Genomic DNA, 24,882 nt, shown 5'->3' with positions numbered 1-24,882 from the left:
GTGGCACTCAGCGGCTGATCCGGTACAGTGTGCGTCGTGGTGCGCACGTATCGATGGTTTAGGCAGCCGGCCCTGGTGCCGGTGGCTCAGCCTTGACCTGACGTCACCCCACCAGAGCCGGCCAAGGGCAGCGGGCATCGAGCCCCTGCCCTTTCGTATGCCAACGAGCAGCCGGCTCGGCTGGGGGCGCCGGCTCCCCAGGGAGACTGGCGGAAGGAACTGACACCACATGAGCACCTCCATCGGACGCGTCGCCGATCAGCGCATCGACCGGGTCGTCCCGCTCACCACCCCGGCCCTGCTGCACCACGAGCTGCCCCTCGACGACCAGCTCACCGCGCGGGTGCTGGACGGCCGACGAGCCGTCGCCGGCGTGCTCGACGGACAGGACGACCGGCTGCTGGTCGTGGTCGGCCCATGTTCGGTGCACGACCCGGCCGCCGCCCTTGAGTACGCGCACCTGCTCGCCGCCGCCGCGCAACGGCACGCCGACGACCTGTTGATCGTGATGCGGGTGTACTTCGAGAAGCCGCGGTCGACGGTCGGCTGGAAAGGTCTGATCAACGACCCGGGCCTGGACGGCTCCGGGGACGTCAACTCCGGGCTGCGGATCGCCCGCTCGCTGCTGCTCGAGGTGCTGCGGGCCGGGCTGCCGGTGGGCTGCGAGTTCCTCGACCCGATCACCCCGCAGTACATCGCCGACGCGGTGGCCTGGGGGGCGATCGGCGCCCGCACCGTCGAGAGCCAGGTGCACCGGCAGCTGTCCTCCGGGCTGTCCATGCCGATCGGCATGAAGAACCGCCCGGACGGCAGCGTCGCCACCGCAGTGGACGCCATCCGGGCCGCCGCCGTGCCGCACGTCTTCCCCGGCATCGACATGTCCGGGACGCCGGCGATCCTGCACACCCGGGGCAACGCCGACTGCCATCTGGTGTTGCGCGGCGGCGCCGGTGAGCCCAACTACGACGCCGAGTCGGTGGCCGCCGCGCTGGACCTGCTGCGGGCCGCCGGACTGCCGCAGCGGCTGGTCATCGACGCCAGCCACGGCAACAGCGGCAAGGACCACCGCCGGCAGCCGCTGGTCGTCGAGGACGTCGCCGGGCAACTCGGCGCCGGGCAACGGGGCATCGTCGGGGTGATGCTGGAGTCGTTCCTGGTGGCCGGCCGGCAGGATCTGGACCCGACCAGGGAACTGGTGCACGGACAGTCGATCACCGACGCCTGCCTGGGTTGGGACCAGACCACCCAGGTCCTTGGGCGGCTGGCGACGGCGGTCGGGGACCGCCGGGCGGCGCTGGCGGCCGCGCAGCGGTAGCCTGCAGCGCTCGGTTGCGGCCAGGCTGCCGAGCCAGGCCGCGGCCGGCGCACCGGCCCCGAGCTGAGTCAGCGGGGCCCCGGGCGGAGTCAGCGGGTGGCCCCGGGCACCGGGGGCGTCAGGTCAACGGGTCGCGCGACCCGGGGCGTCGGTCGGCCGGTGGCCGGCCACCCGCGCGGCGATCCAGACGAAGAACACCGCCAGCGCGACTTGGATCGCGTGTCGCAGCCAGTCGATCCCGGCGGTCTCGCCGATGCCCAGCCAGGCGGCGATCACCCCGCCGAGCAGGGCGGCGGCGATTCCGACGCCGATGGTCAGCCAGACTGAGATGTTCTGCCGGCCGGGTAGCAGCAGACGTCCCAGAGCGCCGATGATCGCGCCAGCGACGAGCGCCCACAAGATGGTGCCGATCATGAGTCCACCTCCTGGCCCGAGCGTAGGTGCCCGGATCGGACCGAGAGGGCGGAACGCCGACGGTCGGCAGGATGAACCCGGCAGTCCGGTCGGTACGTGGAGCGTCGTTTGCCGTGCCGCGTGCGGGGTAGCAGGCGGAGGTGACCGATGAGACGTCCCGTGCCGAGCTGTACGCACTGCTCGACGACATCTACCTCGGCAAGGAACGGGTGAGCCGGGCCGAGATCGCCCGCCGGGCGGTCGCCGCCGAGCTGCCCGCTCACCTGCTGACCAGGATCAATGCCCTGCCGGAAGGCGAATACGCCCAGGACGAGGCGGAAGAGGTCCTGCATTCATCTACGGAAGGTGCCTGATCACCGATGGACGAGCACCAGAACCGGCCGGCCGCCGCACTCGGCCAGACCCCGGACGGCCAGCCACCCGAGGACGACCCGGACTTCGCCGGCGAGCACGACGACACGGCGGTCTCCCATGACATCATCGAAGGGACCGACCGGGACCGGGAGCCGGAGACGCCCCGCGGCTGGTCCGGGATGGAGAAGCCCGGATTCACCGCCGACTGACAAGCAACCGGCGTTACGGACTGACGGTCAACCGGCGTTACGGGCTGACCGTCAGCCGGCGTTGAGGTTGTCGGTGACCGCTCGGACCAGGCTGGTCAGCGTCTCGTCGGCGAGCCGAGTCAGTTGCTCGTGCGGCAGGTCGGAGTCCAGCTCCAGGCGGAGCATTGCACCACCCGCCTGCACCGGGTACACCTGCACGACAGCCGTCCACGGGCCGCCCGCCGTCGACCACCGGGCCTGCAGGTGGTCGCCGTGGGCTGGTTCCGCCGGCACCTGACGCAGCGGCCCCGGCAACCAGGCGGCCCTGCGGTCGGGGTCGGTCGCGGTGCCGAACGCCACCTCAGGGGGCGCGGAGACACCGCGTTCGGCGTACGCGGGCACGGCTCACTCCCCATGCCGCAACCGGGCGGCATCGACCTCCCGGCCCGGGTGCCGGGTGAGGTACTCGGTCTCCAGGTCGGCGGTGCGGTGCAGATGGTTGGCCAGCGCCGCGTCGGTGCCGTGCCGCAGCGTGTCCAGCCGGGTCCGGTGCAGGCTGCCGATCTCGCGGAGCAGTTCGTCGTCGGCCAGCTCGACCGGGTCGATCCCGGTTTCGTCGACCGTGTCGACCCAAGTCTCGGCACCCGGTTCGGGCGGGGCCGACCAGGTTCGGGTGGCACCACCGGGCGGGTGGTCCGGGCGGGGCTCGAAGGGCCGACCGGCCGCCGCCGGGGAGTAGCTGCCGTACCGCGTTGAATCCGTCATCTCCGGCCTCCGGGGAGTCGACGAGGCATTACCGTCGTAGGGTTCCCCGGCCGGTCGGCGGCAAACACCGGGCGCCGGCTTCCGGGCGGCCACGCACCTGACTACGACGGCTCGTCGGAGAAACCGACGGGCGGGCCGGTACGCTTCCCTGCATGCGGCAGCTGTGGACCCCGGTGTGGATCCTGCGGCACCTGGTGGCGGTGGCGCTGGTGGTGGGCTTCCTCGCGCTCGGCTGGTGGCAGATCAGCCGGGCCGCCGCTGGCAACACGCTGAGCTGGGCGTACGCGGTGGAATGGCCGGTTTTCGCGGCGTTCGTGGTGTTCATCTGGGTCCGCGAGATACGGCAGGCCCACCGGGCGGTACCCGGCCCGGACAACGGCACACCGGACAACGGCACACCGAGGAATGGCACGCCGGAAAACGCGCCATCGCGGGAGGAGGCGTTCGGCCGACCGGTACGGGTCCGGTCTGCCTCTGGCGTGACCGCCGCTCCCGGCTCGGACGACCCGGACCTGGCCGCCTACAACGACTATCTGGCCTGGCTGAACGCGAACCCGCACGCCAGGGCCGGCGACTACCCGGGCTGACCGGAAGAGAGAAGGACGGACGACAGTGTCAGGCGCACTCACCCGGTACCGGCTGATCGCGTACGTGGTCGGCGTGGTGCTGATCCTGCTGATGGTGATCGGCATGCCGTTGAAGTACCTGTTCGACCAGGCCATCGTGGTCGAGACGGTCGGGCCGGCGCACGGGTTCCTCTACATGGTCTATCTGGTCGCCGCGTTCGACCTGGCCCGGCGGGCCAACTGGTCACTCGGCCGGATCCTGGCGATCATGCTGGCCGGGACGGTGCCGTTCGTGTCGTTCTACGCCGAGCGGGTAGTCAGCCGCTGGGCGAGCGAGCAACCGCGTACCGAGCCGGACAAGGTGTTCACCGGCTGACACCGGGCGGGCGGTGACCGGTTGACAGCGCCCCGGCCGGGCCGGCACCGTTGTCGGGCCGACCTGACCGGGGCGTACGGCCGACGTTGTCGGCGGCCGTGGAGCCGAGCCTTGTGCGGCGTCGGATCAACCCGTGGTGTGGCCGCCGGAGCTGGTCGGCGTGCCGGACAGCCCGGCGACGAATGCCGACCAGGCGGCTGCCGAGAATTCCAGGTGCACTCCGGGGTCGGTGGAGTTGCGCACCCCGACCGCCGGGCCGATCTCGGCTACCTCGACGCAGGTCGTCGCCTCGCAGCGGCGGCTCTTACGCCACGCCGGACCGGCAGTGCTGATCACAGTCACCCAGACTCCTTAATAAGGATAAATCGGTAAATTTGCCATCAGAGCACGCAGGCAATCGGGCGGACTGTACCAGTTCTCGATCTTGCTGACGCGACTGGCCGACACCGGGGAGAGCCGGCGGAACCGCCATCCGGACAATGCGGAGGGGCCGGCCGTCCTTAGCAGACCTGACGGCGGCGGTGTAGCGTGCAACAGGGTGGCAACCAGCCAGGTAGCACTCTGCTAGGCACTCCCCCGGAGCGTTCCCATGTCTGCCCGACACCAGGGCCCGACCATCGGGCGTCGCCGGCTGCGCGCGGCGCTACGCCGGGCACGCGAGGCCGCCGCGCTGACCCAGGACTACGTCGCCGCTCAAATGGACTGGTCGCTGTCGAAGCTGATCCGGATCGAGTCGGGGTCGGTCAGCATCTCGACCAACGACGTCAAGGCCCTGCTGGACCTGTACGGCGTACGCGACCAGCAGCAGGTGCAGGAGCTCGTCGAGTTGGCCCGGGCGGCACGACGGCGCGCCTGGTGGAGCGGATACAAGGACCGGGTGCCGGCCGCCTACGCGGCCTACATCGGCCTGGAGGCGGAGGCGTCGGCGCTGCGCTACTTCCAGCCGATCAGCTTCCCCGGCCTGCTGCAGACCGAGGAGTACGCCCGCGCGGTGATCCCGGCCGACGGCCCGCACCACGTACCGGCGGCCGAGATCGAAGGGCGGGTGCAGATCCGGCTGGCCCGCCAGCACGAGGTGCTGTTCGGCGCGGATCCGCCGCAGATCGAGGTGATCATCGACGAGGCGGCGCTGCGCCGGATGACCGGCGGCCCGCGGGTGCTGCGCGAGCAGCTCCAACACGTGGCGAAGATGTCGGCGGCACCTCATGTCACGGTCCGGGTGCTGCCGTTCACCGCCGGAAGCAACACGGTGCTCGGGCCGTTCGTCATCCTGCACTTCGCCGACCAGGCCGACGCCGACGTGGTGTACGTGGAGAGCGCTCTGGTCGAGGAGGTCATCGACCGGGCCGACGAGGTCCGGCCGTACCAGCATGTCTTCGACCGACTACGGGCAGAATCCCTGTCACCGGCCGACTCGGTGGCGATGCTGCACGACCTCGCCCGCCAACTGGACGGGCGAGACGCGGGCTGATCGACGTCGACCAGCCCGCTGGCGACCGCAGCGGCGGCCGGGCCCGCTCACCGCCGGTCGGGCACCCACGGTTCGATGGTGACCGGCTCGGACAGACCGGCCAGCCGGGACATTTCCCGGGCCCGCATCAACGCCCGGCTCACCTGGCCGTACTGGCGTTCGTCGTCGGTGCTGAACAGCAGCAACAGCAGTCCCTGGTGACGGCCCCATAGTTCGTACGCCCGCGGCCGCAACCGGTCGCCGAGCCAGGCGACCGCCACCGGCACGAACGCGGCCGCCAGCATCGCGAGGTAGGCACCCGCGCTGACCTCGTCCAGCCCGCGGGTGTAGCCGACGGTCACCGCGACCGCCGTCAGGGTCACGGCGGTCACCGCGATCACCCGGCCGGTGAGCCGGTCGCGGGCGCCCCGCGCGGTCCGGAGTTCGGTGAGGTCGCGGACGGCGAACCGCCGGCCGGCCACGACGAACCATTCACCGGTCACGCAGATACCGGGCTGCCGGTAGAAGGTCCGTCCGACACTGGAGCCGGGCCGGGCGGGCACCGGGGAACCGCGTCGGGGTGGGGTCTGGCGAGTAGCACGCATAGCTGCCTCCGAAGGGCTCGTGCGGCGCTTGACCTTGCGGGTCCATTGTGCAAACAGCAAGCTACTCGATGGAAGGTAGTCATTCTGCCACCTAGCAGAATGACGTACGGCAGGCCGCGTCCTGGATGGCGAATCGGACCTTTTGCACCTATTTATCCAGATAGCTTACTGACGACAACCGCGCAGACCGACTAATGACGCATTATTCGCAATTGATCAGGCGCTGTCCAATGACGACGCGCCGCAGTCAACCGGTCACGCGAAGGCAATAGGAATGTTGCCCAGAGCAGCCAACCGTCACATTCAGTAACCATCAACGGACTCCGGCCAGTTCCATGCCACGGATCACGATCGCAGCACTTTCCGGGTCGCGACCCTTGCGGCTAAGTTGGACCGGCTGGTCCGGTCGCCAGTCGCCGGGAAGCGGTGACGCCGGTCCAGTGCCGCCGAATCGCCGTCCCGAGATTATCTGACGTTACAAACAGTGATCTCACGGTTGCGATCCGGGGACCCATCGGCAACTGGGGTGAATCCGCGGTCCACCGCGGTAGGGCGAACTTCCCGCCCGAATCCGTCAGCTAACCCGGTAGGCGGCGAGGAAGAAGGGTTCTGCGTTCTTGTCAACAGCGCGGATTCTGCTGCGCACCCTGATGCTGACCGGCGTAAGCCTCGGCCTGGTGCTACCGGCTACCGCCGCGACCGCCCAGCCGACGGTCAGCGAACTCACGCAGCAGATCGACAAGGAATCCGAAGAGCTGGCCAAGGTCGTCGAGTCGTACAACCGGCTCAGGGAGGAGGCCAAGGCCACCCGGGCGGCGGCCGAGGAGATCGACGCCAAGCTCGGCCCGCTGCAGGCCGAACTCGCGGCGGCACAGACCGAGGTCGGTCAGATCGCGGTCAACGCGTACAAGACCGGCGGGTTGAGCACCGCGACCGCTCTGCTCGACGGCACCTCCGGCAGCTTCATCCACCGGCTCGGCACCCTCGACCACCTGGCCCGGGACCGGCAGCAGCGGCTCACCGAGTTCACCAGCACCCAGCTGACCTACCTGGCCGAGCAGGAGAAGCTGCAGGCGGCCCTGAAGAAGCAGGACGCCCAGGTCAAGGAGCTCGCCGACCGCAAGAAGAGCATCGAAGCCGACATCGACGAGCTGATGGACAAGCGGGAACGGGCCTACGGTGCCGCGAGCGAGACCGGCTCGTCGTACACCGGGACCGTCCCGTCGGTGTCCGGTGCCGCCGGCTCGGTCGTCGAGTTCGCGTACGGGGCCATCGGCAAGCCGTACGTCTGGGCTGCCAGCGGCCCGAACGGTTACGACTGCTCGGGCCTGACGCTTGCCGCGTGGCGTACCGCCGGCAAGAGCCTGCCGCACAACGCGGCGATGCAGTGGGACGTGGTCGCGAAGATCAACCGTGGTTCACTGCAGCCAGGTGACCTGGTGTTCTACAACGGTCTCGCCCACGTCGGCCTGTACGTGGGCGGCGGCCAGGTGATCCACGCACCCACCTTCGGCCGCACCGTCGAGCTGGCCAGCGTGGACATGATGCCGCCGTACGGCTACGGCCGGGTCCGCTGACCCGGTCGCTCGCCCGACACTGCCGACGGCCCGGCATCCGCTAATCGCGGATGCCGGGCCGTCGGCAGTTTGTCAGTTCGTCGGCAGTTTGTCAGTTCGTCGGCGGGCTGTCAGTTCGTCGGCGGATCCGGTCGCCTGCGGTCAGTTCGTCAGGCGGCCTGCAGCCCCTCCGCCCGGGCCAGCTCCCGCAGCCGGCCCAGCGCCTGGATCTCCAGCTGACGGATGCGCTCACGGGACAGCGAGAAGCGCGACGCGACCTCGGTCAGCGAGTGCTCCCGCCCGTCCTCCAGGCCGTACCGGGCCCGCATGATGCCGGCGGACCGGTCGTCCAGGTGGTTGAGCAGGCCCTCGATCCGCTGCCGCTCCAACCCGGTCAGCACGATGTCCTCCGGCGACGGTGCGTCGCTGTCGGCCACCAGGTCGCCCAGGTTGGTGTCGCCGTCGTCGCCGACCGGGGTGTCCAACGACACCGTGTCCTGCGACCACCGCACCAGCTCGTGCACCCGCTCGACCGGCACGCCGAGCGAGGCGGCGATCTGCTCCGGCTCGGGGTCCGAACCGAGCTCGCGGGTCAACTGGCGGGCGACGTTGCGCATCCGGTTGACGTCCTCGACCAGGTGCACCGGAAGCCGTACGGTCCGCTCCTGCTGGGCGATCGCCCGGCTGATGGCCTGCCGGATCCACCAGGTCGCGTAGGTGGAGAACTTGAAACCACGCTCGTAGTCGAACTTCTCCACCGCGCGGACCAGACCGGTGTTGCCCTCCTGGATCAGGTCCAGCATCGGCATCCCGGACCGGACGTAGCGGCGGGCGATCGACACCACCAGACGCAGGTTGGCCCGGATGAACAGGTCCTTGGCCCGCTCGCCCTCGACGACCAGCCGCTCCAGCTCCTCGCGGCTCACCCCGGCCCGCGGCACACCCTGCTCCAGCAGGTGCTCCGCATACAGGCCGGCCTCGATCGCCTTGGAGAGGTCGACTTCCCGGGCCGCGTCGAGCAGCGGCGTACGGGAGATCTCATGCAGGTAGACGCCAACGAGGTCCCGCTCCTCGGCGACCTCGTCGGTCCGCAAAGCCATCGTCTTCTCCACGTTGCTCACGGTCCCCTCGTTAACCCCACGTCGTGCCCTGTCACCTGCGATGCGCATCTCCATCAGCCTCTCCCCCGTCACGTCCGCCTCCGATCCGGCGAACCTGATGTGGCAGGCCCCGCCGTATGGCGCCGACACCTGCACAACAGATGAGACGCGTCAGGGATTCCGTCTCGTGAGTCGAAGCTGACACGATTGCCTGAATAATTGCTGTGAACGGGATTGGCGTTTCCTGCCAGGCTCCTCGATCGCCGCGCTGCGTCGGGCCGGCCGACTGCCCGATTCATTGAGGTCGGCGGGGTGTGTGGCAGGCTTCCAGCACACCACGACACCGGGCAGGGCGCAGCGATTCCCGTCACTACCCCTCCTGCGATCCTCGTCACTGCCCGCCGGTCGGTTGGTCCTGGCCAACGCCGGTTGGTTGGTCCTGGCCAGGAGTACGGCCCGAGCGGGGTGCACGGTTCATCACCTCCCGACAGACACCGGCCTGCGGGTCACGACGCACGCGAATCGTCTGGATCCGGCCGCCACGAGGCGCCGGCTGGACGGCCGTCGTCCGGCCGCCATTCGGTCAGCCGCTGCCGGATCACCGCAGCGACCTGGGCGGCCGTGCCCCGAGCGTCGATGACCACGAACCCGGCTGCCTCCGGCAGCGATCCGTACGCGGCCGCGCTGGTCGCCAGGAACTCCAGCGACTCGTGGTCGGTGCCCCGGGCGTCGATCCGCCGGGCCGCTTCGGCGGGCGGCAGCAAGAGTAGGAACGTCACGTCCGGTTGGGGAAACACCCGGTAGGCCAGCCGGGCGAGCCGTTCCCAGCGGCCAGCACCGTGGGTACGGATGCTGGCGTACTGGCAGACCGCGTACCGGTCCATCACCGCGATCGCCCGGCGTGAGCCGAGCACCGACCGGGCGATCGCGAGCCAGCGCAGCAACGCCTCGAGGAACATCAGCCCACCACGGCCGACCATCCGCCGGGCGTCCGGGCGTCCGAGTCGGACTGCGAACCGGTCGAGCCAGCGTCGGCCGCCAGCGTTGCGCCAGTACCGGGCGGGCCGGCCGGCAGTGGTCAGCGCCTCGGCCAGCAGGTGCGCCTGAGTGGTCTTGCCGACCCCGTCGATGCCCACCAACGCGATCCGTCGCAGCCCGGCCGGCGGCGACCAGGCCGGATCGGCGTCCACTGTGCTCCCTGCGGTGTCCGGTGGCGGGCATGGCGGCACGGCTGACGACGTGGACTGTACGGGCGACGGCTGGCGGGACGCTGGCCGGGACGGTGACGGTAATGGTGGTGGCGGCGCATGGGTCACTGTGACGAGCACCTTCCCAACGGTAGCGAGCACGTGCACGTCGCCACCCCGTTCACCCCTTGTGACGCGCTGTGCCTGCAGGCACGAACCGGCCGGGAACGGGTAGGCCACCGACGGGCACCCGACGACAGCCAGGAGGTGGGGAGATGACCCGGACATCGGGGCAGTCGACGCGACAGACCGGGCCGGACCGGCTCGACGGCTACACCGAGGCGGCGGTGCAGCGGATGCTCAGCGAGCACGCCGACATCGCCGAGCAGGGGGTGGGCGTGTCCCGCCGGGACCACAGCCTGGTGTTGTGCGGCGAGGTCGAGAGCGCCCACCGGCGGGCGGAAATCGTCCGGCTGGTGGCCGAGCGCTTCCCCGGCGTACGCCTGATCGTCGACATCGTCGTCAGTCGGACCACCGCGCCCACCGAGACGGAGGAGTTGTCGTGATCCGCGTCGCGGCCGTCGGAGACGTGCACATGGACAGCGACGTGCTGGGCCGGTTCCGGCCGGCGTTGGCGCAGCTCGGCGACCGGGCCGACGTCCTGCTGCTGGCCGGCGACCTGACCCGGCACGGCACGGAGTCGGAGGCGCGGTGCGTGGCCGACGAGTTCGGCGGTCTGGCGGTCCCGGTGGTGGCGGTGCTCGGCAACCACGACCACCACTGTGACCAGGTGCCGCAGCTGGTCGGGATACTCAGCGACGCCGGGGTCACGGTGCTCGACGGCGACGGCGTGGTGGTGGACTGCCCCGGCGGCCGGCTCGGGGTGGCCGGGGTCAAGGGGTTCGGCGGCGGGTTCGCCGGGCGCTGCGCGAGCCGGTTCGGCGAGCCGGAGATGAAGGCGTTCGTCGCCACCACGGCGGACGCCGCCGACCGGCTAGGGGCGGCGCTGGTCGACCTGGATTGCGACGTACGGGTGGCGCTGACCCACTATTCGCCGGTGCCGGAGACGCTCACCGGCGAGCCGCCCGAGATCTACCCGTTCCTCGGCTCCTACCTGCTTGCCGAGGCGATCGACGCGGCACCGACCGACCTCGCGGTGCACGGCCACGCGCACTTCGGCAGTGAACGGGGCACCACGCCCGGTGGGGTACGGGTCCGTAACGTCGCCCATCCGGTGATCAAACAGGCGTACAGCGTGTATTCGCTCGCCGGGTCGGTCGCTTGACCAGACCGGTGAAGGTTTCCGTCGCCGGTCGCAAGGGTATTCAGCGGCCATGGAGCTACTTCTCTGGATTCTCGCAGTCGTCCTGGTCGTCGCCGGCGTTCTCGCGCTGTTCCGTCGGCAACTGCTCTGGGGCATCGTGCTGATCGTCGTCGGGCTGCTGGTCGGTCCCGGTGGCGTGAGCCTGTTCGCTTGACGGTGCCGGGCGTACCCCCGGCCCCCTCGACCGACATCGACCTGACCACATCGACCCCGAGCCTGCCGGGGCCGCCGGACCGGCCCGGTCCTCCCCACCGCGGACCGGCGTCGGCGGCCCCGGCCTGACCTGTTGGCCCTGGAGTCGCTTCGCGCTCCCCAATCTGCTGTTTCCAGGAGCGCTTCGCGCTCCCTGACCTGCTGTTTCTCTGGAGTCGCCATGCGCTCGTGGTGGGGTTTCCTGGTGTTCCTCGGCCTGGTGGCGGCGGCCGCGGCGGTTGGGGCGTTCGCCGCCCGCGACGCCGGTTCCCGGTACGCCGAACTGGTCCAGCCATCCTGGGCACCGCCGTCCTGGCTGTTCGGCCCGGTATGGACGGTCCTGTATGTTTTGATCGCGGTCGCCGGGTTCATCGTCTGGCGGCGGGCCGGTGTCGGCCTGGCGATCGCCAGTTGGCTGGCCCAGCTGGTGCTCAACGCCGCCTGGACACCGCTGTTCTTCGCCGCCGGCCGCTACGGTCTGGCGTTCGCCGAGATCGTGCTCCTCTGGCTGCTCGTCGGCACCACCGTGGCGCTGTTCTGGCGGATCTGGCGGCCGGCCGCCCTGCTGATGGTCCCGTACTGGGGCTGGGTCACCTTCGCCGCCGCGTTGAACCTGTCCATTTGGCGACTCAACAGCTGAGTAGCGGGTCAAGGTTTCCGAATCGTTACTGGCTCGTAGCTGGTCAGGACTGGACGCGCTTCCATTGCAAGCGCTTACATGTGAAGACGCCCAGACAGCAACCGACCGGCGCAGCCAGACCGCAGGGACGCGGGGGCCCGCCGGCTAGGAAGGGAGAACGCTCCATGGCGGTCTTCACCAGACCACGCCAGGCCTTCGCGCTCGCCAGCGTGCTCGGTCTGGCCCTCGCCTCGACGGCATGTGCTTCGGACAGCAGCACCAGCGCGGACCCGGATTCCGAGGAATGCGCCCCATACAGTGACTACCAGGGCAACGACGGCACCGAGGTGACGATCTACGCCTCGATCCGCGACGCCGAGGCGGACCTGCTCGAGCAGTCCTGGAGCGAGTTCGTCGACTGCACCGGCATCGACATCCGCTACGAGGGCAGCGGCGAGTTCGAGGCACAGCTGCAGGTCCGGGTGGACGGCGGTAACCCGCCGGACATCGCCTTCATCCCGCAGCCCGGCCTGCTCGGCCGGTTCGCCGAGGCCGGCCAGCTGCAGGCCGCCTCGGACGAGACCAAGGCGATGGCCGAGGCCAACTACAGCGAGGACTGGCTGGCGTACGGCACGGTCGACGGCACCTTCTACGGCGCTCCGCTCGGCTCCAACGTCAAGTCCTTCGTCTGGTACTCGCCGAGCATGTTCGCCGACAACGGCTGGACCGTGCCGGAGACCTGGGACGAGCTGATCGCGCTCAGCGACGAGGTCGCCGCCACCGGCACCAAGCCGTGGTGCGTCGGGGTCGAGTCCGGTGACGCCACCGGCTGGCCGGCCACCGACTGGATCGAGGACATCATGCTCCGGACCCAGACGCCGGAGGTCTACGACCAGTGGACCACCCACGACATCCCGTTCAACGACCCGCGGGTCGCCGAGGCCGTCGACCAGGCCGGCTCGATCCTCAAGAACGAGGAGTACGTCAACGGCGGCTTCGGTGGCGTCTCCAGCATCACCGCGACCGCCTTCCAGGAGGCGGGCGTGCCGATCCTCGACGGTGACTGCGCGCTGCACCGGCAGGCCAGCTTCTACGCCAACCAGTGGCCGGAGGGCACCGAGGTGGCCGAGGACGGCGACGTCTTCGCGTTCTACTTCCCGACCAACGACCCGAGCGCCGGCCAGCCGGTCCTCGGCGGTGGCGAGTTCACCGTGGCCTTCGCCGACCGGCCCGAGGTCCAAGCGGTGCAGACCTACCTGGCCTCGCCGGAGTACGCCAACAGCCGGGCCTCGCTCGGCAACTGGGTGTCGGCCAACAGTGGGCTGGACATCGCCAACGTGGAGAACCCGATCGACCGGCTCTCCGTGGAGATCCTGCAGGACGAGAACACGACGTTCCGCTTCGACGGTTCGGACCTGATGCCGGCCGCGGTCGGCGCGGGCACCTTCTGGCGCGGCATGGTGGACTGGCTCAGCGGTCAGAGCACCGAAGAGACTCTCGACTACATCGAAGGCTCCTGGCCGACCAGCTGACATCACGCGGCCGGCCCATCCCACAAGCACACCGGGGTGGGCCGGCCGCACCATAGCTGGCTCCGGTCGACGATCCGTTGGGAGGGCGGATGTACTTCGACTTCGCTGAGCAGTACCCGAAGCTGTTGATGCTGCTGTACGGCCTGATTGCGTTCGTGGTGATCGTCGGCGGCATGCTGCTGTTGCTCGACGCGGTGCCGAGCTGGTTCGCCCGCCGACGGGAGCAGCGGCTGATCGCGGCCAGCGCCGGCGGTGGTGCCGGCGGCGGCGGATCGGTGCCGATCGGCCGACCCCGGCGCGGCGGCGAAGGCCTGTTCGGCCTGTTCTTTCTGCTGCCGGCCCTGCTGCTGCTCGGGATCGGGCTGGTCATTCCGGCGCTGCGCACCACCGTCCTGTCGTTCATGGACGGACGCAGCGAGAACTGGGTCGGCCTGGAGAACTACCGCTGGATGTTCTCCCAGGACGAGATCATCCAGGTGCTGACCAACACCCTGATCTGGGTGATCCTGGTGCCGACGGTGGCGACCGCGATCGGCCTGCTCTACGCGATCATGGTGGACAAGGCCCGGTTCGAGGCATTGGCCAAGTCGCTGGTCTTCATGCCGATGGCGATCTCCTTCGTCGGCGCCAGCATCATCTGGCGGTTCGTCTACGCGTACCGGGGCGGCGAACAGGAGCAGTACGGCCTGCTCAACTACCTGGTCACCCTGTTCGGCTTCGAGCCGCAGCGCTGGCTGCAGCTCAACGCCCCGCTGAACACGCTGCTGCTGATCGTGGTGATGATCTGGATCCAGGCCGGATTCGCGATGGTGGTGCTCTCCGCCGCGATCAAGGCGATCCCGGCCGACATCATCGAAGCCGCCCGCCTCGACGGGGTGAACGCCTGGCAGATGTTCTGGCGGGTCACCATGCCGAGCATCCGTCCGGCGCTGATCGTCGTGGTGGTGACCATCTCGATCGCCACCCTGAAGGTCTTCGACATCGTCCGGACGATGACCAACGGCAACTACGACACCGGTGTGATCGCCAACGAGATGTACAACCAGGCGTTCCGCTACGGCCAGAACGGCTACGGCTCGGCCCTGGCGGTGTTCCTGTTCGTGCTGGTCATCCCGATCGTCATCTACCAGATCCGTAACCTGCGCAAGCAGCGGGAGGTGTGACACCCGTGACCACCACCACGCCCCCCGTGGCCGCTCCGGCCAGCAGCGGGGAGGAACGGCCCCGTACCCGGGTCGGCCGGGTCCGCAAGCGGCTCAACACTCCGACGGCGACGATTGTCGCGATCGTCATCGCGGTGATCTGGACCATCCCGACCTTCGGTCTGTTCGTCTCCTCGTTCCGACCGGCCGAGGAGATCCGGACCACCGGTTGGTGGACCTTCTTCACCAACCCGCAGGTCACTTTGCAGAACTACCAGGACGTGCTGTTCGGCCGGTCCTCGTCGTCCGGGCAGTTGTCCAGCTACTTCGTCAACTCGCTGGTGATCACCATCCCGTCGGTGCTGTTCCCGCTGGCCTTCGCGGCACTGGCCGCGTACGCGCTGGCCTGGATCAACTTCCGCGGCCGGGACCTGATCTACATCTGCATCTTCGCGCTGCAGATCGTGCCGCTGCAGATGGCGCTGGTGCCGTTACTGCGGTTCTTCTCGCAGGGCACCACCATCGGCGGCGTCACCATCACCCCGCCCTGGGGGCTGGACAGCTACGAACGCTACGTCCAGGTCTGGTTCGCGCACACCTGCTTCGCCCTGCCGCTGGGGGTGTTCCTGCTGCACAACTTCGTGTCGCAGCTGCCCAAGGACCTGATGGAGGCGGCCCGGGTCGACGGGGCCAGCCACCCGAAGATCTTCCGGACCATCGTGCTGCCGCTGATCGCCCCGGCGCTGGCCGCGTTCGGCATCTTCCAGTTCCTCTGGGTCTGGAACGACCTGCTCGTCGCGTTGATCTTCGCGGGCGGCGAGAGTCGGGTGGCACCACTGACGGTACGGCTGGCCGAACTCGCCGGCACCCGAGGTGACCAGTGGCAACGCCTGACCTCGGGCGCCTTCGTCTCGATCATCGTGCCGTTGATCGTCTTCCTCTCCCTGCAGCGGTACTTCGTCCGAGGGCTGCTGGCCGGCAGCGTCAAGGGCTGACCGCGAGGGCGACGCCGGCCGCGACCGCGCGGAGGGCGAGGTGATGATCCTTGACCAGAATCGACGACGTCGCCCGGCTGGCCGGGGTCTCCACGGCGACCGTCTCGCGGGCCCTGCGGGGCCTGCCGACGGTCACCGAGGCGACCCGGCTGCGGGTCCTCGACGCCGCCGCGCAACTCGGATACATCGCCTCGCCCAGCGCGTCGCGGCTGGCCGGCGGCAAGACCCGGGCCGTCGCGGTCGTGGTGCCACGGATCACCCGCTGGTTCTTCAGCACCGTCGTCGAAGCCGCCGAGGACACGCTGCAGGAAGCCGGCTACGACCTGCTGCTGTACAACCTCGGCGGGCGGGAGAACGCCCGAGAGCGGATGCTGCACACCGCCAGCCTGCGCCACCGGGTGGACGCGCTGATGCTGGTCGCCACCCCGCTGCGCCGGACCGACTTCGCCGCCATCTCCGCGTTGGGCATGCCGGGGGTCACGGTCAGCTCCGGCACCGGCGTACCCGGCTGGCCCAGCATCCGGATCGACGACGTGGCCGCCGCCCGGACCGCCACCGGCCACCTGATCGGGCTCGGCCACCGGCGGATCGCCCACATCTCCGGCAACTCCGGTGAAGAACTGGCCTTCACCGCCCACCTGGACCGCCGCCGCGGCTACCGGGAAGCACTGGTCACGGCCGGTCTCACCCCGGACCCGGCACTGGACGTGGAGGGCGACTTCACCATCGCCGGCGGCGGACTGGCCACGGCAGAACTGTTGCGCCGTGGCCCGGTGCCGACCGCGATCTTCGCCGCCTGCGACGAGATGGCGCTCGGCGCCATCGCCGTACTGCGACAAGCCGGACTGCGGGTGCCGGCCGACGTCAGCGTGATCGGCATCGACGACCACGACGTGGCCCGGGTGGTCGGGCTGACCACCGTCGCCCAACCCGCCGCCGAGCAGGGCCGGCTTGCCGCCGGCACGCTACTCGGCCCACTCGCGGCCGGAACGCCGCCCGGCCCACTCGCGGCCGGAACGCCGCCCGGCCCGCTGGCAGCCGGCACGCCGCCCGCCGCCGCACCGACCGACACGGTGACCCTGCCCACCCGACTGGTGGTCCGCGAGTCGACCGCGCCACCCCGGGAAACCGGGTAACCACACCGGCCGACCTGGTAGACCCACGTACGAGGCACCGGTAAGCCTGCTGACAGGGACGTTCCTGGCAGCAGGTAAACCCCGCCAACCAAGCTGAACTGAGGAGCACACTGGTGAACACGCCATCGACCCGTACCCGTGACGGTGCCGGGAACCGTACCGGCACCGACTGGTGGCGGGAGGCGGTCATCTACCAGATCTACCCCCGGTCGTTCGCCGACTCCGACGGCGACGGCATCGGTGACCTGCCCGGCGTGATCGCCCGGCTGGACGATCTCGTCGCCCTCGGCGTCGACGCGATCTGGCTGTCACCGTTCTACCCGTCGCCGCAGGCCGACGCCGGCTACGACGTGGCCGACTACCGCGACGTCGACCCGATCTTCGGCCGGCTGGCCGACGCCGACCGGCTGATCGCCGAGGCCCACGACCGGGGGCTGCGGGTGATCGTCGACCTGGTGCCGAACCACACCTCGTCGGCACACCCCTGGTTCGTCGAGGCGCTCGGCGCCGAGCCGGGCAGCCCCGCCCGGGACCGGTACGTCTTCCGCGACGGACGCGGCCCCAACGGGGAACGACCGCCGAACAGCTGGCGGTCCGTCTTCGGCGGCCCGGCCTGGACCAGGGTCGACGGCCCGGACGGTACGCCCGGCCAGTGGTACCTGCACCTGTTCGACGCCGGCCAGCCCGACCTCAACTGGGACTGCACGCAGGTCCGCGACGAGTTCGTGGCCATCCTGCGGTTCTGGCTGGACCGGGGCGTCGACGGCTTCCGGGTCGACGTGGCGCACGGCCTGGTCAAGCAGGCCGACCTGGCCGACTGGCACTACCCGGAGGAGACCACCTCCGGCGACCACGTCGACCAGCCCCGCCCACCGATGTGGGACCAGGACGGCGTACACGAGATCTACCGGCAGTGGCGGTCGGTGCTGGACGCGCACCCCGGGCAGCAGATCCTGGTCGCCGAGGCGTGGGTGCAGCCAGCGGAGCGGCTCGCCGCGTACGTCCGGCCGGACGAGATGCACCAGGCGTTCAACTTCGAGTACCTGGAGGCGGCGTGGACCGCCGACGCGCAGCGTACGGTGATCGAACGCTCGTTGGCCGCCACCGACAAGGTCGGCGCGCCCACCACCTGGGTGTTGTCCAACCATGACGTGCTGCGCCACGCCACCCGGCTGGCGCTGCCGATCGGCGCGGCCCGGCCGCGCGGCATCGGCGCGAACGACCCGCAGCCGGACACCGCGCTCGGGCTGCGCCGGGCCCGCGCCGCCACCCTGCTGATGCTGGCCCTGCCCGGCTCGGCCTACCTCTACCAGGGTGAGGAGCTGGGTCTGCCGGAGCACACCACGCTGCCCGATGAGGTCCGGCAGGACCCGACCTGGCGGCGCACCGACCACACCGAGCGCGGCCGGGACGGCTGCCGGGTGCCGATCCCCTGGGAGGCCGACAGCCCGTCGTACGGGTTCGGGCCGACCGACGCCAGCTGGCTGCCGCAGCCGCCGGTGTGGGCCGAGTACGCCCTCGACCGGCAGCGCGACGTGCCGGGGTCGACCTACGAGCTGTACCGGACGGCGCTGCGACTGCGCCGCGAGCTGGGGCTCGGTGCCGGCCGGCTGCGGTGGCTGGAGTCGCCGGAGGACGTGCTCGCCTGCTGCGTCGACGAGGTGACCGTGGTGACGAACTTCGGTGCCGAGCCGGTGTCGCTGCCGCCGGGCACCGAACCGCTGATCGCCAGCGGTCCGCTCAACGGCAGCGGCCGGGTGCCGACCGACGTCACCGTCTGGGCCCGGCAGCGCGTTCGCTGAGCAGGGTGTGCACGTCGGCGATGTCGCCCGGCGCCGACCGGGACGCCAGCCAGTACATGATCCCGGTCGGGACGAAGAACAGCTGGAACACGGCCAGGCCGACGGCGTAGTTCAACGGCGGCGGGACGACACCGCCGACCGCCCGCAGGGCGACCGGCAGCAACGCGTTGCCGGTCGCCCGCCCCACCCCGTTGACCAGGTTGCCGAGGCTGTAGACGGTGCCCCGGTGCTCCGGCGGGTTGACGTCGGCGATCAACGCGAACCAGTTCGGCGAGTTCGCCGACGTCAACGCCAGGGCGAGCAGCGCGGTGAGGAAACTCAGCCCGATCGTCGGCTCGGTGAACACGCCGCGCAGCACGGCGGCGGTCACCGCACCGGCACCCGCGCCGTCGGGCACGTCGATGCGCATCGGCACGAAGAACAACACCAGGTAGAACGGCACCGCGGCGAGGATGCCGACCGCCGCGACCAGGGCCCGACCCCGGGGGGTACGCCGTTGCAGCCGGTCGCCGACCAGCCCACCGACGATCGACAACGCCCCGCCGAGCTGGAACAGGGTGGCGAAGACGCTGCCGACGATGATCGCCGTACCGGCGGTGTAGCCCTGCTCCTCGGCGCGGGCCCGGAACAGCGCCGGCAGCCAGACCAGCGAACCGAACGCCACCTGGGCGGTGAGCCCCTGCGCCACCAGCCAGACGTTGGTCCGCCGCCGGGCGATCGTCGGCAGGTCGGCCCGGCTGATCCGGTGCTCGTACTCACCGCCGGCGGCGAACCGGCCGGCCAGCTCCGGCTGGCTCTGCCCGCGCCGCACGTCGTAGGTGAACAGGTACGCGACCGTGGCGGCCAGCCCGGCGGCGGCGAGCACCAGGAACGGCCGCCGCCAGTCGGCGTGCCCGAGCAGCCCGCCGAGCAGGGTGCCAGCGAGGGTGCCGACGCCCTGCGACAGCCCCCAGAAGCTCATCACCAGACCCCGCCGGCCGGGGGTGATCAGGTCGCTGACCACGGAGAAGCCGACCGAGGCGACCGCGCCCAGGCCGACGGCGGCGACCAGCTGGGCGGCGAAGAACAGCGGGTAGCTGCCGGCGAGGGCGGTACCGGCCGCGCCGAGGCCCCAGATCACCGTACCGGCCATCAACAGCGGTTTGCGGTTGCCGTGGTCGCCGACGTACGCCCAGCCGACCGCGGCGATCGCGCTGATCAGGAAGGTCGCGGCGGTGACCGCGCCGATCGCCCCTTCCGGTACGGCGTACGTGTCGGCGATGCTGCCGTACAGCGGCGGGACCAGGCCGATCGCCACGTTGTCCAGCGAGGCGAGCACGATGAACACGACGACGCTGTAGATGCGGTGCGCCCGCCCACCGGTCAGCGTCATGCCGCTGAGTATGGATCAGCGCGCCGTCGATCGGTGCGCGGGCCACCGTCAGCCGAGGAGAATGCTCAACATGCCAGCGGACTACCGCTCCTACGGAGACCGCAAGCCGTACGTCGTGGCGGACACCCTCACCGCGTTGACCGGCCCGGCCGAGGGCGTGGTCACCCTCCCCCACCATCTGGACTGGTCCGGTCACGCCGAGTATGACCTGAACCGGCCCGCGCGCCTGGTCAGCATGTACAAGGTGGTGCTCACCGAGGCCGGCTCGGTCGACGACCTGAACACCTGGCTCAACGCCGACCTGCTCCGGCGACTCTGGCCCGCCCTCTGGCTGCCGACCCGACTGCGGCGACTCTGGGAGGGCACCTTCCCCGAACTCCGCCGCCACTACGAGCCACTCGAAGGGCAGCACCGCACGGCGTGATCCGCGAGGCACGCCCGGTGTGACGGGCGTCGACCTGGTACGTCCGGCGACGCGGCTCGGGTCCGGTTTCCGCTGGGCGTGAACTTGCTAGCGAGGTGACCGACGGTATTGGAAGGCTTTCGGGATGGGAGTCCGGGGAGCTCTACCGTCACTCGTTCGGTCGTCGCCCTACTGGCCGGTGGTCAGGCATCGGATCCTGCGGCGGCTGCTTCCAGGGTTCGCTCTGTCGTATGTGGGCGAGGGCATGAGTCTGCTCGCGGTCAGTTGGCTCGCGATCCAGTTGGCGCCTGAGCGCAGCGCCGGTGTCTGGGTGGCGGTGGCGGTCGCCGCATACACGCTGCCGGGTGCGCTCGGCAGCGTGTTGTTCGGCCGGCTGCTGAACGGTCGCAGTGGTGCCCAACTGGCAGCCTGGGACGCCGTCCTGCGGGCGGTGGTACTGGCGGTGATCCCGGTGGTCTACCTCGCCGGAGCGCTCGACATCGCGCTGTACGCCCTGCTGTTGGGGCTTTCCTCGCTGTTGCGGTCCTGGGGGTCGGCGGGCCGGTTCACCCTCATCGCCGAACTGCTGCCGCAGGAACACCGGCTGGCGGGCAATGCCCTCATCGGCCTGTTCGCCGAGGCGTCGATGCTGGTCGGTCCGGCATCGGCGGCGATCCTCATCGGTGTCGGCGGTCCCGTCCTCGTCATCGCCGTCACCGCCGCGACGTTCGCGGTCCTCGCGATCACCTACCTGCTCGCCGTGCCGAGGTCCGCCCGGACCCCGATCGAGCAGCGGCAGGCGTCCAGCCTGGCCGGCTTCACCGCGATCTGGCGCGACCGCACCCTGTTGGGCCTGTCCGTGCTGACCTTCGGATTCTTCTTCCTCTACGGGCCGGTGCAGGTGGCGCTCCCGATCCACGCCGTACAGGCACTCGGCGGCACGGCCGGAGCCCTCGCCGCGTTCTGGACGGTGTTCGCGGTCGGAGCGATCGTCGGCGGCTTCGCCGCCGGCTACCTCCGCCGCTGGCCACTGTGGCCGGCCACGATCGCCATCGTGCTCGGTTGGGGGGCGGCGCTGCTGCCACTCGGCCTCGGCGCACCCACCGGCCTCGCCCTTGCCGCGTTCGCGGTCGGCGGACTGATCTGGGCACCGTTCCCCGCCACCACGATGGCCCTGCTGCAACAGTCGACCGACGGCACCATGAGAGCACCCGTGCTCGCCGCGTACGCCGCCATCGTGACCCTGTCCGTGCCGCTCGGCACCATGGCCGGAGGGCCGCTGATCACTGGCATCGGTGCCCAACCCACCATCGTCGCCACCGCCGTGCTGACTCTGGCCTTCGGCGCGGCGGCGGCAGGTATCGCGTTGTCCAGGGCGTACCGATCGAAGCGCGGCAAGCAGGAAGTCCACGACCAGCCAGGCGAGCCCGGACAAGGTGCTGACAGCTCGGTCCCGATCGCCGCGGGCACCAGTGCGGCGTACCAGGATCAGCTCTGATCCACCGAGCCTGGACCTTGATACCGATCATCGTCGGCTGTTCCGCATCACCTCGACGATCTCAGAAGTCGATGGGCCAGCAGGTCGGCTACTGATCTTCAGCCTCTGGACGATCTCGGCATTCGTCGGACGCTCGGTGATCTTGATCGGTTGGCGCGCGACGTAGGCCGACGGCGACTTGCCGACAGCCGCCGCCCGCCGCTTGATCGCCTCGGCGGAATCATCGGACATGGTTCGGATATACAGCGTGGCAACGAAGGGTGGCTAGCACATTGCGAGCTAGCCGGTGGTCACTGCCGGACTGACCACACCGTGAAGAAGTCGACGCCGGTCGCACGGACCGGCATCGACTATCAGCGAAGGGCAGCTCCCGAGGGAGCTACGGCTGAAGGTGTCGGGCCGCACTTCAGCCCACGACCAGCCTCAATGAAGGGCAGCTCTCCAGAACTGCGACAACCGGGTCGAAATTCTACCCCGCGAAGGGTCCGCGATCACGGGCGTCAGCGTGGTCGAGTTCGCGCCGCCGCGCAACATCGCCTCCGGGGCGACGGGGATCTTCGCGGGGGCTGACGGAGGAGCCCCGGGACCGTGGCGACTGGCGCGGGGTCCCGGGGCTCGGTGTACTCCGGCTACGGATGACCGAAGTGGGTTCGCAGGATCTCAGGCGTACGTCTTGGCCAGCTCGACGAAGCTCGACCACGACGACGGGGCAAACGCCAACGTACCGCCGTCACGGTTCTTGGTGTCCCGGACGTAGACGCGGCCCGGCAGGTTGTCGGCCACCTCGACACAGTTCGCCGAGTCGGACCTGGTGCTCTTGCGCCAACGCGCCTCGGTCAGCTCCATGTCTCGATCGCCTCCATGATCATCTCGTGGGACTGCTGGCCGGGCAGAGCGTACCCCCGGATCGTCTCCCAGTCCTCTTCCAGCGCCTCGGTGGCATCCGTGGCCTCGATCAGCCGCCCTTCCAGGTGGCCTTCGAGGAAGCCGACCGTCCGGCCGTCCACGGTCGCGAGCACCATCGGCCCGAGCACCCCGGGATAGCCTCCGGTGGTGAACGGCACGATGTGCACCTGCACGTTCTGCCGCTGGTTGGCGTCGGCGATCGCCTTCAACTGGTCGCGCATCACCTCCGGCCCACCCACCGAACGGCGTAGCACGATCTCGTCGAGCACCACCACCAGTCGGCAGGCGTTGGTGGCCCGGGTGACGATCTCCTGGCGGTCCAGTCGGGCGGCCAGGGTCGGCTCAAGCTCCTCCGGCTTGGTGTTGAGCGCCTGCAACAGAGCGCGAGCGTACGCCTCGGTCTGCAGCAGGCCGGGCATCACCATCGGTTGGAAGATCCGCAGCAGTTTCGCGCGGCCCTCGTACTCGACGAACGGGCGGTACCACACCGGTGTCCACTCGCCACGGATGAACTCGCGATAGAACTTCATGAACGCCGTGCCGTGCGCCCGGTCCACCGCACCGAGGTAGTCCGGCAGCGCCGGCCGCTCGCCACGCTCCACCGCGCCGACGTGCGACGCCGAGAAGTGCAGGCGCTCGCCCCAGGCCTCCTGGGTGAGACCCAGCATCTCCCGCACCCGCCGAAGGTCCTCTATCAGATACTCGCTCGCAGACATAGACGTTCACATCCCCCAATTCAACACGGCGTACCACTCTCCGGTATCGGACCTTTCCTGGAGTCACCCACCCGAGCCCTGTGGCCACCTGGTCACCCTCGGTCGCCATTCATCTTCCGCCGAGTGGGGCTGGCAGTCCAGGGTGGAAATCGACGGATACCCCGATCGTCTCCACCCGAAGGGGGAACAGTGCCCAGGAATGACGGCATCGGCGGAACTCCCCGCCTCGCCCGGTACATCTCGTTCAGATCTGCGGACGGTTCGGCAGCGTCCATTCCGGACCCGCCGGACCGACTCACCCGGTCACCTGAGCTGTCCCGGGCGGTCCACGACGCGAACTCGACCGCCCGTACCCACATCCCGAACCGGACCACCGGCGAGTGCCACCGGTGCGGCGGCGTGCCCGGCCCCTGCCGGCCGTTCCTGCGGGCGATCGCCATCCTGGACCGCTGGGACCCCAGTAGTGCCCGGCGGATCCGCGCCGTACTCCATCTCTCCGGGCTGATGCCCGCCGGATACCCGCACGACGACCAGGACGAGTCCGCCGAGTCGTACGGAGCGTCGGACGATGCCTGACGACGAGGCTCTGGTGTGCCCCGGTGATCTGGTGGCGCTGCGGCAGTGCGACCACCTGGACGGCAAGCGCCCGGTCCGGCTCCGAGTCCAGGAGGTCTGGCCCTCCCCCGAGTGGCGCTCGTGGGTGCTGCTCTACGGCCGGGAAATCAACGACGAGGAACCTGACCGCGACGGCAAGGCGGTCGGGGTCCAAGCGTACAAGGACGCGCTCGGCCGGCCGGGCGTTGTGATCAGGACGGACCGAGGGCTACCGCCGGGTCCCTGCTGAACGCCCGTCGGGCGGCCCGCCGAAATCTCCCCGGGCGGGCCGACCGACGGGTCAGCGGCGGGGTGCCACGTCGGCAGCGAAGGCGCTGACCCACGCCAGCGCCGAATTCCAGTTGAAAGTGATCTCGTTCGTCAACCAGGTGCCTCGCATCGTTGGAGCTGCGACCATCGACGCACATCTGCAGTGGTGTAGGGCAGCTGGGCCTCAATGAAGGGCAGCTCCCGAGGGAGCTGCGACACACCCCTGCCGAGTGGTCGCCGTCGCCGTCGACCCGGCCTCAATGAAGGGCAGCTCCCGAGGGAGCTGCGACTCGGTGGCGGTCATCCGCCGCCGCTGCTGGCCGAGCGGCCTCAATGAAGGGCAGCTCCCGAGGGAGCTGCGACCGGGTCCGGCTGACCGGCACCCCCACGTCGGGGGTGCTGACGCCTCAATGAAGGGCAGCTCCCGAGGGAGCTGCGACCTCACCGCCTGACCACGCACCACCAACCCGAGAGGATGCCTCAATGAAGGGCAGCTCCCGAGGGA

Annotated in this window: 30 protein-coding genes, 1 CRISPR repeat array and 1 riboswitch (1 of these 32 running past the window's edge); of the genes, 20 read left to right on the top strand and 10 right to left on the bottom strand. The window is 70.0% G+C overall.

Translation table 11 applies throughout. The features are described from left to right. The first annotated feature begins 229 nt into the window (after nucleotides 1–229). Nucleotides 230–1,315, top strand: a complete 1,086-nt coding sequence (locus tag ACN27J_RS30250) for a 3-deoxy-7-phosphoheptulonate synthase (RefSeq protein WP_421371464.1) — start codon at nucleotides 230–232, stop codon at nucleotides 1,313–1,315. A 123-nt stretch (nucleotides 1,316–1,438) separates the two neighbouring features. Here ACN27J_RS30250 and ACN27J_RS30245 read toward each other — a convergent pair whose 3' ends face one another. Further along, entirely contained in the window at nucleotides 1,439–1,729 is a 291-nt protein-coding gene (locus ACN27J_RS30245; protein WP_123600346.1) for a GlsB/YeaQ/YmgE family stress response membrane protein, read from the bottom strand. 140 nt (nucleotides 1,730–1,869) lie between these two features. Here ACN27J_RS30245 and ACN27J_RS30240 point away from each other — a divergent pair, with 140 nt between their 5' ends. Both ACN27J_RS30240 and ACN27J_RS30235 read left to right on the top strand, forming a co-directional pair. Then, nucleotides 1,870–2,082 carry a hypothetical protein gene (locus tag ACN27J_RS30240; protein ID WP_278167595.1) on the top strand — a complete coding sequence of 71 codons (213 nt, stop codon included), beginning with the start codon at nucleotides 1,870–1,872 and terminating at the stop codon, nucleotides 2,080–2,082. A 6-nt stretch (nucleotides 2,083–2,088) separates the two neighbouring features. Then, a complete protein-coding gene (locus ACN27J_RS30235) occupies nucleotides 2,089–2,292 on the top strand; it encodes a hypothetical protein (RefSeq protein ID WP_123600344.1) in 204 nt (67 codons plus the stop codon). A 51-nt stretch (nucleotides 2,293–2,343) separates the two neighbouring features. Here the strand turns inward: ACN27J_RS30235 and ACN27J_RS30230 are convergent, their stop codons facing one another. Then, nucleotides 2,344–2,673 (bottom strand): hypothetical protein, encoded by a 330-nt coding sequence (locus ACN27J_RS30230; RefSeq protein WP_278167592.1) that lies wholly within the window; start codon nucleotides 2,671–2,673, stop codon nucleotides 2,344–2,346. A gap of 3 nt (nucleotides 2,674–2,676) precedes the next feature. Continuing rightward, nucleotides 2,677–2,877, bottom strand: a complete 201-nt coding sequence (locus tag ACN27J_RS30225; protein WP_416596009.1) for a DUF6158 family protein — start codon at nucleotides 2,875–2,877, stop codon at nucleotides 2,677–2,679. A gap of 311 nt (nucleotides 2,878–3,188) precedes the next feature. On the opposite strand from ACN27J_RS30225, the gene ACN27J_RS30220 reads away from it, so the two are divergent. Both ACN27J_RS30220 and ACN27J_RS30215 read left to right on the top strand, forming a co-directional pair. Next, nucleotides 3,189–3,623, top strand: coding sequence for a hypothetical protein (locus ACN27J_RS30220; RefSeq protein WP_421371460.1), 435 nt, complete (start codon nucleotides 3,189–3,191; stop codon nucleotides 3,621–3,623). A 25-nt stretch (nucleotides 3,624–3,648) separates the two neighbouring features. Next, nucleotides 3,649–3,978, top strand: a complete 330-nt coding sequence (locus ACN27J_RS30215) for a DUF3817 domain-containing protein (RefSeq protein ID WP_278167589.1) — start codon at nucleotides 3,649–3,651, stop codon at nucleotides 3,976–3,978. A 126-nt stretch (nucleotides 3,979–4,104) separates the two neighbouring features. Here the strand turns inward: ACN27J_RS30215 and ACN27J_RS30210 are convergent, their stop codons facing one another. After that, nucleotides 4,105–4,320: a DUF397 domain-containing protein gene (locus ACN27J_RS30210; protein WP_421371457.1), complete on the bottom strand. Its 216-nt coding sequence runs from the start codon at nucleotides 4,318–4,320 to the stop codon at nucleotides 4,105–4,107. Nucleotides 4,321–4,567: 247 nt separating this feature from the next. Between ACN27J_RS30210 and ACN27J_RS30205 the strand changes: the two genes are divergently transcribed. Then, nucleotides 4,568–5,449 (top strand): DUF5753 domain-containing protein, encoded by an 882-nt coding sequence (locus ACN27J_RS30205; RefSeq protein WP_421371456.1) that lies wholly within the window; start codon nucleotides 4,568–4,570, stop codon nucleotides 5,447–5,449. Nucleotides 5,450–5,496: 47 nt separating this feature from the next. On the opposite strand, the gene ACN27J_RS30200 is transcribed toward ACN27J_RS30205, so the two are convergent. After that, nucleotides 5,497–6,033 (bottom strand): DUF6232 family protein, encoded by a 537-nt coding sequence (locus ACN27J_RS30200; protein ID WP_421371455.1) that lies wholly within the window; start codon nucleotides 6,031–6,033, stop codon nucleotides 5,497–5,499. Nucleotides 6,034–6,508: 475 nt separating this feature from the next. Beyond that, nucleotides 6,509–6,640: riboswitch (cyclic di-AMP (ydaO/yuaA leader) on the top strand. A 10-nt stretch (nucleotides 6,641–6,650) separates the two neighbouring features. Between ACN27J_RS30200 and ACN27J_RS30195 the strand changes: the two genes are divergently transcribed. Beyond that, nucleotides 6,651–7,610 carry an NlpC/P60 family protein gene (locus tag ACN27J_RS30195; protein ID WP_421371453.1) on the top strand — a complete coding sequence of 320 codons (960 nt, stop codon included), beginning with the start codon at nucleotides 6,651–6,653 and terminating at the stop codon, nucleotides 7,608–7,610. A gap of 149 nt (nucleotides 7,611–7,759) precedes the next feature. Here the strand turns inward: ACN27J_RS30195 and ACN27J_RS30190 are convergent, their stop codons facing one another. Further along, nucleotides 7,760–8,752, bottom strand: a complete 993-nt coding sequence (locus tag ACN27J_RS30190) for a sigma-70 family RNA polymerase sigma factor (RefSeq protein WP_416553775.1) — start codon at nucleotides 8,750–8,752, stop codon at nucleotides 7,760–7,762. 443 nt (nucleotides 8,753–9,195) lie between these two features. Beyond that, a complete protein-coding gene (locus tag ACN27J_RS30185) occupies nucleotides 9,196–9,879 on the bottom strand; it encodes a dTMP kinase (protein WP_278167582.1) in 684 nt (227 codons plus the stop codon). A gap of 272 nt (nucleotides 9,880–10,151) precedes the next feature. Between ACN27J_RS30185 and ACN27J_RS30180 the strand changes: the two genes are divergently transcribed. The 9 genes from ACN27J_RS30180 (at nucleotide 10,152) to ACN27J_RS30140 (ending at nucleotide 18,618) form a co-directional block, all read left to right on the top strand. Then, nucleotides 10,152–10,442 carry a hypothetical protein gene (locus tag ACN27J_RS30180; RefSeq protein ID WP_421371450.1) on the top strand — a complete coding sequence of 97 codons (291 nt, stop codon included), beginning with the start codon at nucleotides 10,152–10,154 and terminating at the stop codon, nucleotides 10,440–10,442. A gap of 29 nt (nucleotides 10,443–10,471) precedes the next feature. Then, the gene (locus tag ACN27J_RS30175) at nucleotides 10,472–11,161 is read left to right on the top strand and encodes a metallophosphoesterase family protein (protein ID WP_421372605.1); all 690 of its coding nucleotides are present in this window, start codon (nucleotides 10,472–10,474) and stop codon (nucleotides 11,159–11,161) included. Between the two features lie 49 nt (nucleotides 11,162–11,210). Continuing rightward, a complete protein-coding gene (locus ACN27J_RS30170; protein ID WP_199757467.1) occupies nucleotides 11,211–11,354 on the top strand; it encodes a GPGG-motif small membrane protein in 144 nt (47 codons plus the stop codon). Nucleotides 11,355–11,573: 219 nt separating this feature from the next. Next, the gene (locus ACN27J_RS30165) at nucleotides 11,574–12,032 is read left to right on the top strand and encodes a TspO/MBR family protein (RefSeq protein WP_421371448.1); all 459 of its coding nucleotides are present in this window, start codon (nucleotides 11,574–11,576) and stop codon (nucleotides 12,030–12,032) included. A gap of 164 nt (nucleotides 12,033–12,196) precedes the next feature. Continuing rightward, nucleotides 12,197–13,543, top strand: a complete 1,347-nt coding sequence (locus ACN27J_RS30160; protein ID WP_421371446.1) for an ABC transporter substrate-binding protein — start codon at nucleotides 12,197–12,199, stop codon at nucleotides 13,541–13,543. Between the two features lie 89 nt (nucleotides 13,544–13,632). Further along, on the top strand, nucleotides 13,633–14,706 hold the full coding sequence (locus ACN27J_RS30155; RefSeq protein WP_421371444.1) for a carbohydrate ABC transporter permease: 1,074 nt from the start codon (nucleotides 13,633–13,635) through the stop codon (nucleotides 14,704–14,706). Between the two features lie 5 nt (nucleotides 14,707–14,711). Then, complete coding sequence (locus tag ACN27J_RS30150; RefSeq protein ID WP_123600331.1) at nucleotides 14,712–15,680, top strand: carbohydrate ABC transporter permease; 969 nt, start codon at nucleotides 14,712–14,714, stop codon at nucleotides 15,678–15,680. Between the two features lie 50 nt (nucleotides 15,681–15,730). Beyond that, nucleotides 15,731–16,816, top strand: coding sequence for a LacI family DNA-binding transcriptional regulator (locus ACN27J_RS30145; protein WP_421371442.1), 1,086 nt, complete (start codon nucleotides 15,731–15,733; stop codon nucleotides 16,814–16,816). 110 nt (nucleotides 16,817–16,926) lie between these two features. Continuing rightward, on the top strand, nucleotides 16,927–18,618 hold the full coding sequence (locus tag ACN27J_RS30140) for a glycoside hydrolase family 13 protein (RefSeq protein WP_421372603.1): 1,692 nt from the start codon (nucleotides 16,927–16,929) through the stop codon (nucleotides 18,616–18,618). Here ACN27J_RS30140 and ACN27J_RS30135 read toward each other — a convergent pair. Continuing rightward, complete coding sequence (locus tag ACN27J_RS30135) at nucleotides 18,587–19,990, bottom strand: MFS transporter (RefSeq protein ID WP_421371440.1); 1,404 nt, start codon at nucleotides 19,988–19,990, stop codon at nucleotides 18,587–18,589. The two genes, ACN27J_RS30140 and ACN27J_RS30135, sit on opposite strands and share 32 nt — an antisense overlap. Here ACN27J_RS30135 and ACN27J_RS30130 point away from each other — a divergent pair. Both ACN27J_RS30130 and ACN27J_RS30125 read left to right on the top strand, forming a co-directional pair. Further along, nucleotides 19,959–20,414, top strand: a complete 456-nt coding sequence (locus ACN27J_RS30130) for a hypothetical protein (RefSeq protein WP_421371438.1) — start codon at nucleotides 19,959–19,961, stop codon at nucleotides 20,412–20,414. The two genes, ACN27J_RS30135 and ACN27J_RS30130, sit on opposite strands and share 32 nt — an antisense overlap. 178 nt (nucleotides 20,415–20,592) lie before the next feature. Then, nucleotides 20,593–21,891: an MFS transporter gene (locus ACN27J_RS30125; protein ID WP_421371436.1), complete on the top strand. Its 1,299-nt coding sequence runs from the start codon at nucleotides 20,593–20,595 to the stop codon at nucleotides 21,889–21,891. Between the two features lie 660 nt (nucleotides 21,892–22,551). Here ACN27J_RS30125 and ACN27J_RS30120 read toward each other — a convergent pair. Then, complete coding sequence (locus tag ACN27J_RS30120; protein WP_421371434.1) at nucleotides 22,552–22,737, bottom strand: DUF397 domain-containing protein; 186 nt, start codon at nucleotides 22,735–22,737, stop codon at nucleotides 22,552–22,554. Next, nucleotides 22,728–23,513, bottom strand: a complete 786-nt coding sequence (locus tag ACN27J_RS30115; protein ID WP_421371432.1) for a helix-turn-helix domain-containing protein — start codon at nucleotides 23,511–23,513, stop codon at nucleotides 22,728–22,730. The genes ACN27J_RS30120 and ACN27J_RS30115 overlap by 10 nt, the downstream gene beginning before the upstream one ends. 189 nt (nucleotides 23,514–23,702) lie before the next feature. Here ACN27J_RS30115 and ACN27J_RS30110 point away from each other — a divergent pair, with 189 nt between their 5' ends. Together ACN27J_RS30110 and ACN27J_RS30105 are read left to right on the top strand one after the other, a co-directional pair. Next, the gene (locus tag ACN27J_RS30110) at nucleotides 23,703–24,089 is read left to right on the top strand and encodes a hypothetical protein (protein ID WP_421371430.1); all 387 of its coding nucleotides are present in this window, start codon (nucleotides 23,703–23,705) and stop codon (nucleotides 24,087–24,089) included. Then, nucleotides 24,082–24,357: a hypothetical protein gene (locus ACN27J_RS30105; protein WP_421371428.1), complete on the top strand. Its 276-nt coding sequence runs from the start codon at nucleotides 24,082–24,084 to the stop codon at nucleotides 24,355–24,357. Before ACN27J_RS30110 ends, ACN27J_RS30105 begins: the two co-directional genes overlap by 8 nt. Before the next feature lie 201 nt (nucleotides 24,358–24,558). Beyond that, a CRISPR array of direct repeats spans nucleotides 24,559–24,882; the repeat unit is 36 nt; unit sequence GCCTCAATGAAGGGCAGCTCCCGAGGGAGCTGCGAC (it continues 228 nt past the right edge of the window).

The organism is Solwaraspora sp. WMMB762, from assembly GCF_049179115.1.
Taxonomy (GTDB): domain Bacteria; phylum Actinomycetota; class Actinomycetes; order Mycobacteriales; family Micromonosporaceae; genus Micromonospora_E.
Note: the sequence above shows the minus strand (reverse complement) of the source record. Positions and strands in the feature narration are given on the sequence as shown.

Bases quoted from the DNA above. Each gene is read 5' to 3' on its own strand.
- ACN27J_RS30250 (WP_421371464.1), top strand. From the start codon at position 230: ATGAGCACCTCCATCGGACGCGTCGCCGATCAGCGCATCGACCGGGTC.
- ACN27J_RS30245 (WP_123600346.1), bottom strand. From the start codon at position 1,729: ATGATCGGCACCATCTTGTGGGCGCTCGTCGCTGGCGCGATCATCGGC.
- ACN27J_RS30235 (WP_123600344.1), top strand. From the start codon at position 2,089: ATGGACGAGCACCAGAACCGGCCGGCCGCCGCACTCGGCCAGACCCCG.
- ACN27J_RS30220 (WP_421371460.1), top strand. From the start codon at position 3,189: ATGCGGCAGCTGTGGACCCCGGTGTGGATCCTGCGGCACCTGGTGGCG.
- ACN27J_RS30205 (WP_421371456.1), top strand. From the start codon at position 4,568: ATGTCTGCCCGACACCAGGGCCCGACCATCGGGCGTCGCCGGCTGCGC.
- ACN27J_RS30200 (WP_421371455.1), bottom strand. From the start codon at position 6,033: ATGCGTGCTACTCGCCAGACCCCACCCCGACGCGGTTCCCCGGTGCCC.
- ACN27J_RS30180 (WP_421371450.1), top strand. From the start codon at position 10,152: ATGACCCGGACATCGGGGCAGTCGACGCGACAGACCGGGCCGGACCGG.
- ACN27J_RS30175 (WP_421372605.1), top strand. From the start codon at position 10,472: ATGGACAGCGACGTGCTGGGCCGGTTCCGGCCGGCGTTGGCGCAGCTC.
- ACN27J_RS30170 (WP_199757467.1), top strand. From the start codon at position 11,211: ATGGAGCTACTTCTCTGGATTCTCGCAGTCGTCCTGGTCGTCGCCGGC.
- ACN27J_RS30165 (WP_421371448.1), top strand. From the start codon at position 11,574: ATGCGCTCGTGGTGGGGTTTCCTGGTGTTCCTCGGCCTGGTGGCGGCG.
- ACN27J_RS30160 (WP_421371446.1), top strand. From the start codon at position 12,197: ATGGCGGTCTTCACCAGACCACGCCAGGCCTTCGCGCTCGCCAGCGTG.
- ACN27J_RS30155 (WP_421371444.1), top strand. From the start codon at position 13,633: ATGTACTTCGACTTCGCTGAGCAGTACCCGAAGCTGTTGATGCTGCTG.
- ACN27J_RS30130 (WP_421371438.1), top strand. From the start codon at position 19,959: ATGCGGTGCGCCCGCCCACCGGTCAGCGTCATGCCGCTGAGTATGGAT.
- ACN27J_RS30135 (WP_421371440.1), bottom strand. From the start codon at position 19,990: ATGACGCTGACCGGTGGGCGGGCGCACCGCATCTACAGCGTCGTCGTG.
- ACN27J_RS30120 (WP_421371434.1), bottom strand. From the start codon at position 22,737: ATGGAGCTGACCGAGGCGCGTTGGCGCAAGAGCACCAGGTCCGACTCG.
- ACN27J_RS30115 (WP_421371432.1), bottom strand. From the start codon at position 23,513: ATGTCTGCGAGCGAGTATCTGATAGAGGACCTTCGGCGGGTGCGGGAG.
- ACN27J_RS30105 (WP_421371428.1), top strand. From the start codon at position 24,082: ATGCCTGACGACGAGGCTCTGGTGTGCCCCGGTGATCTGGTGGCGCTG.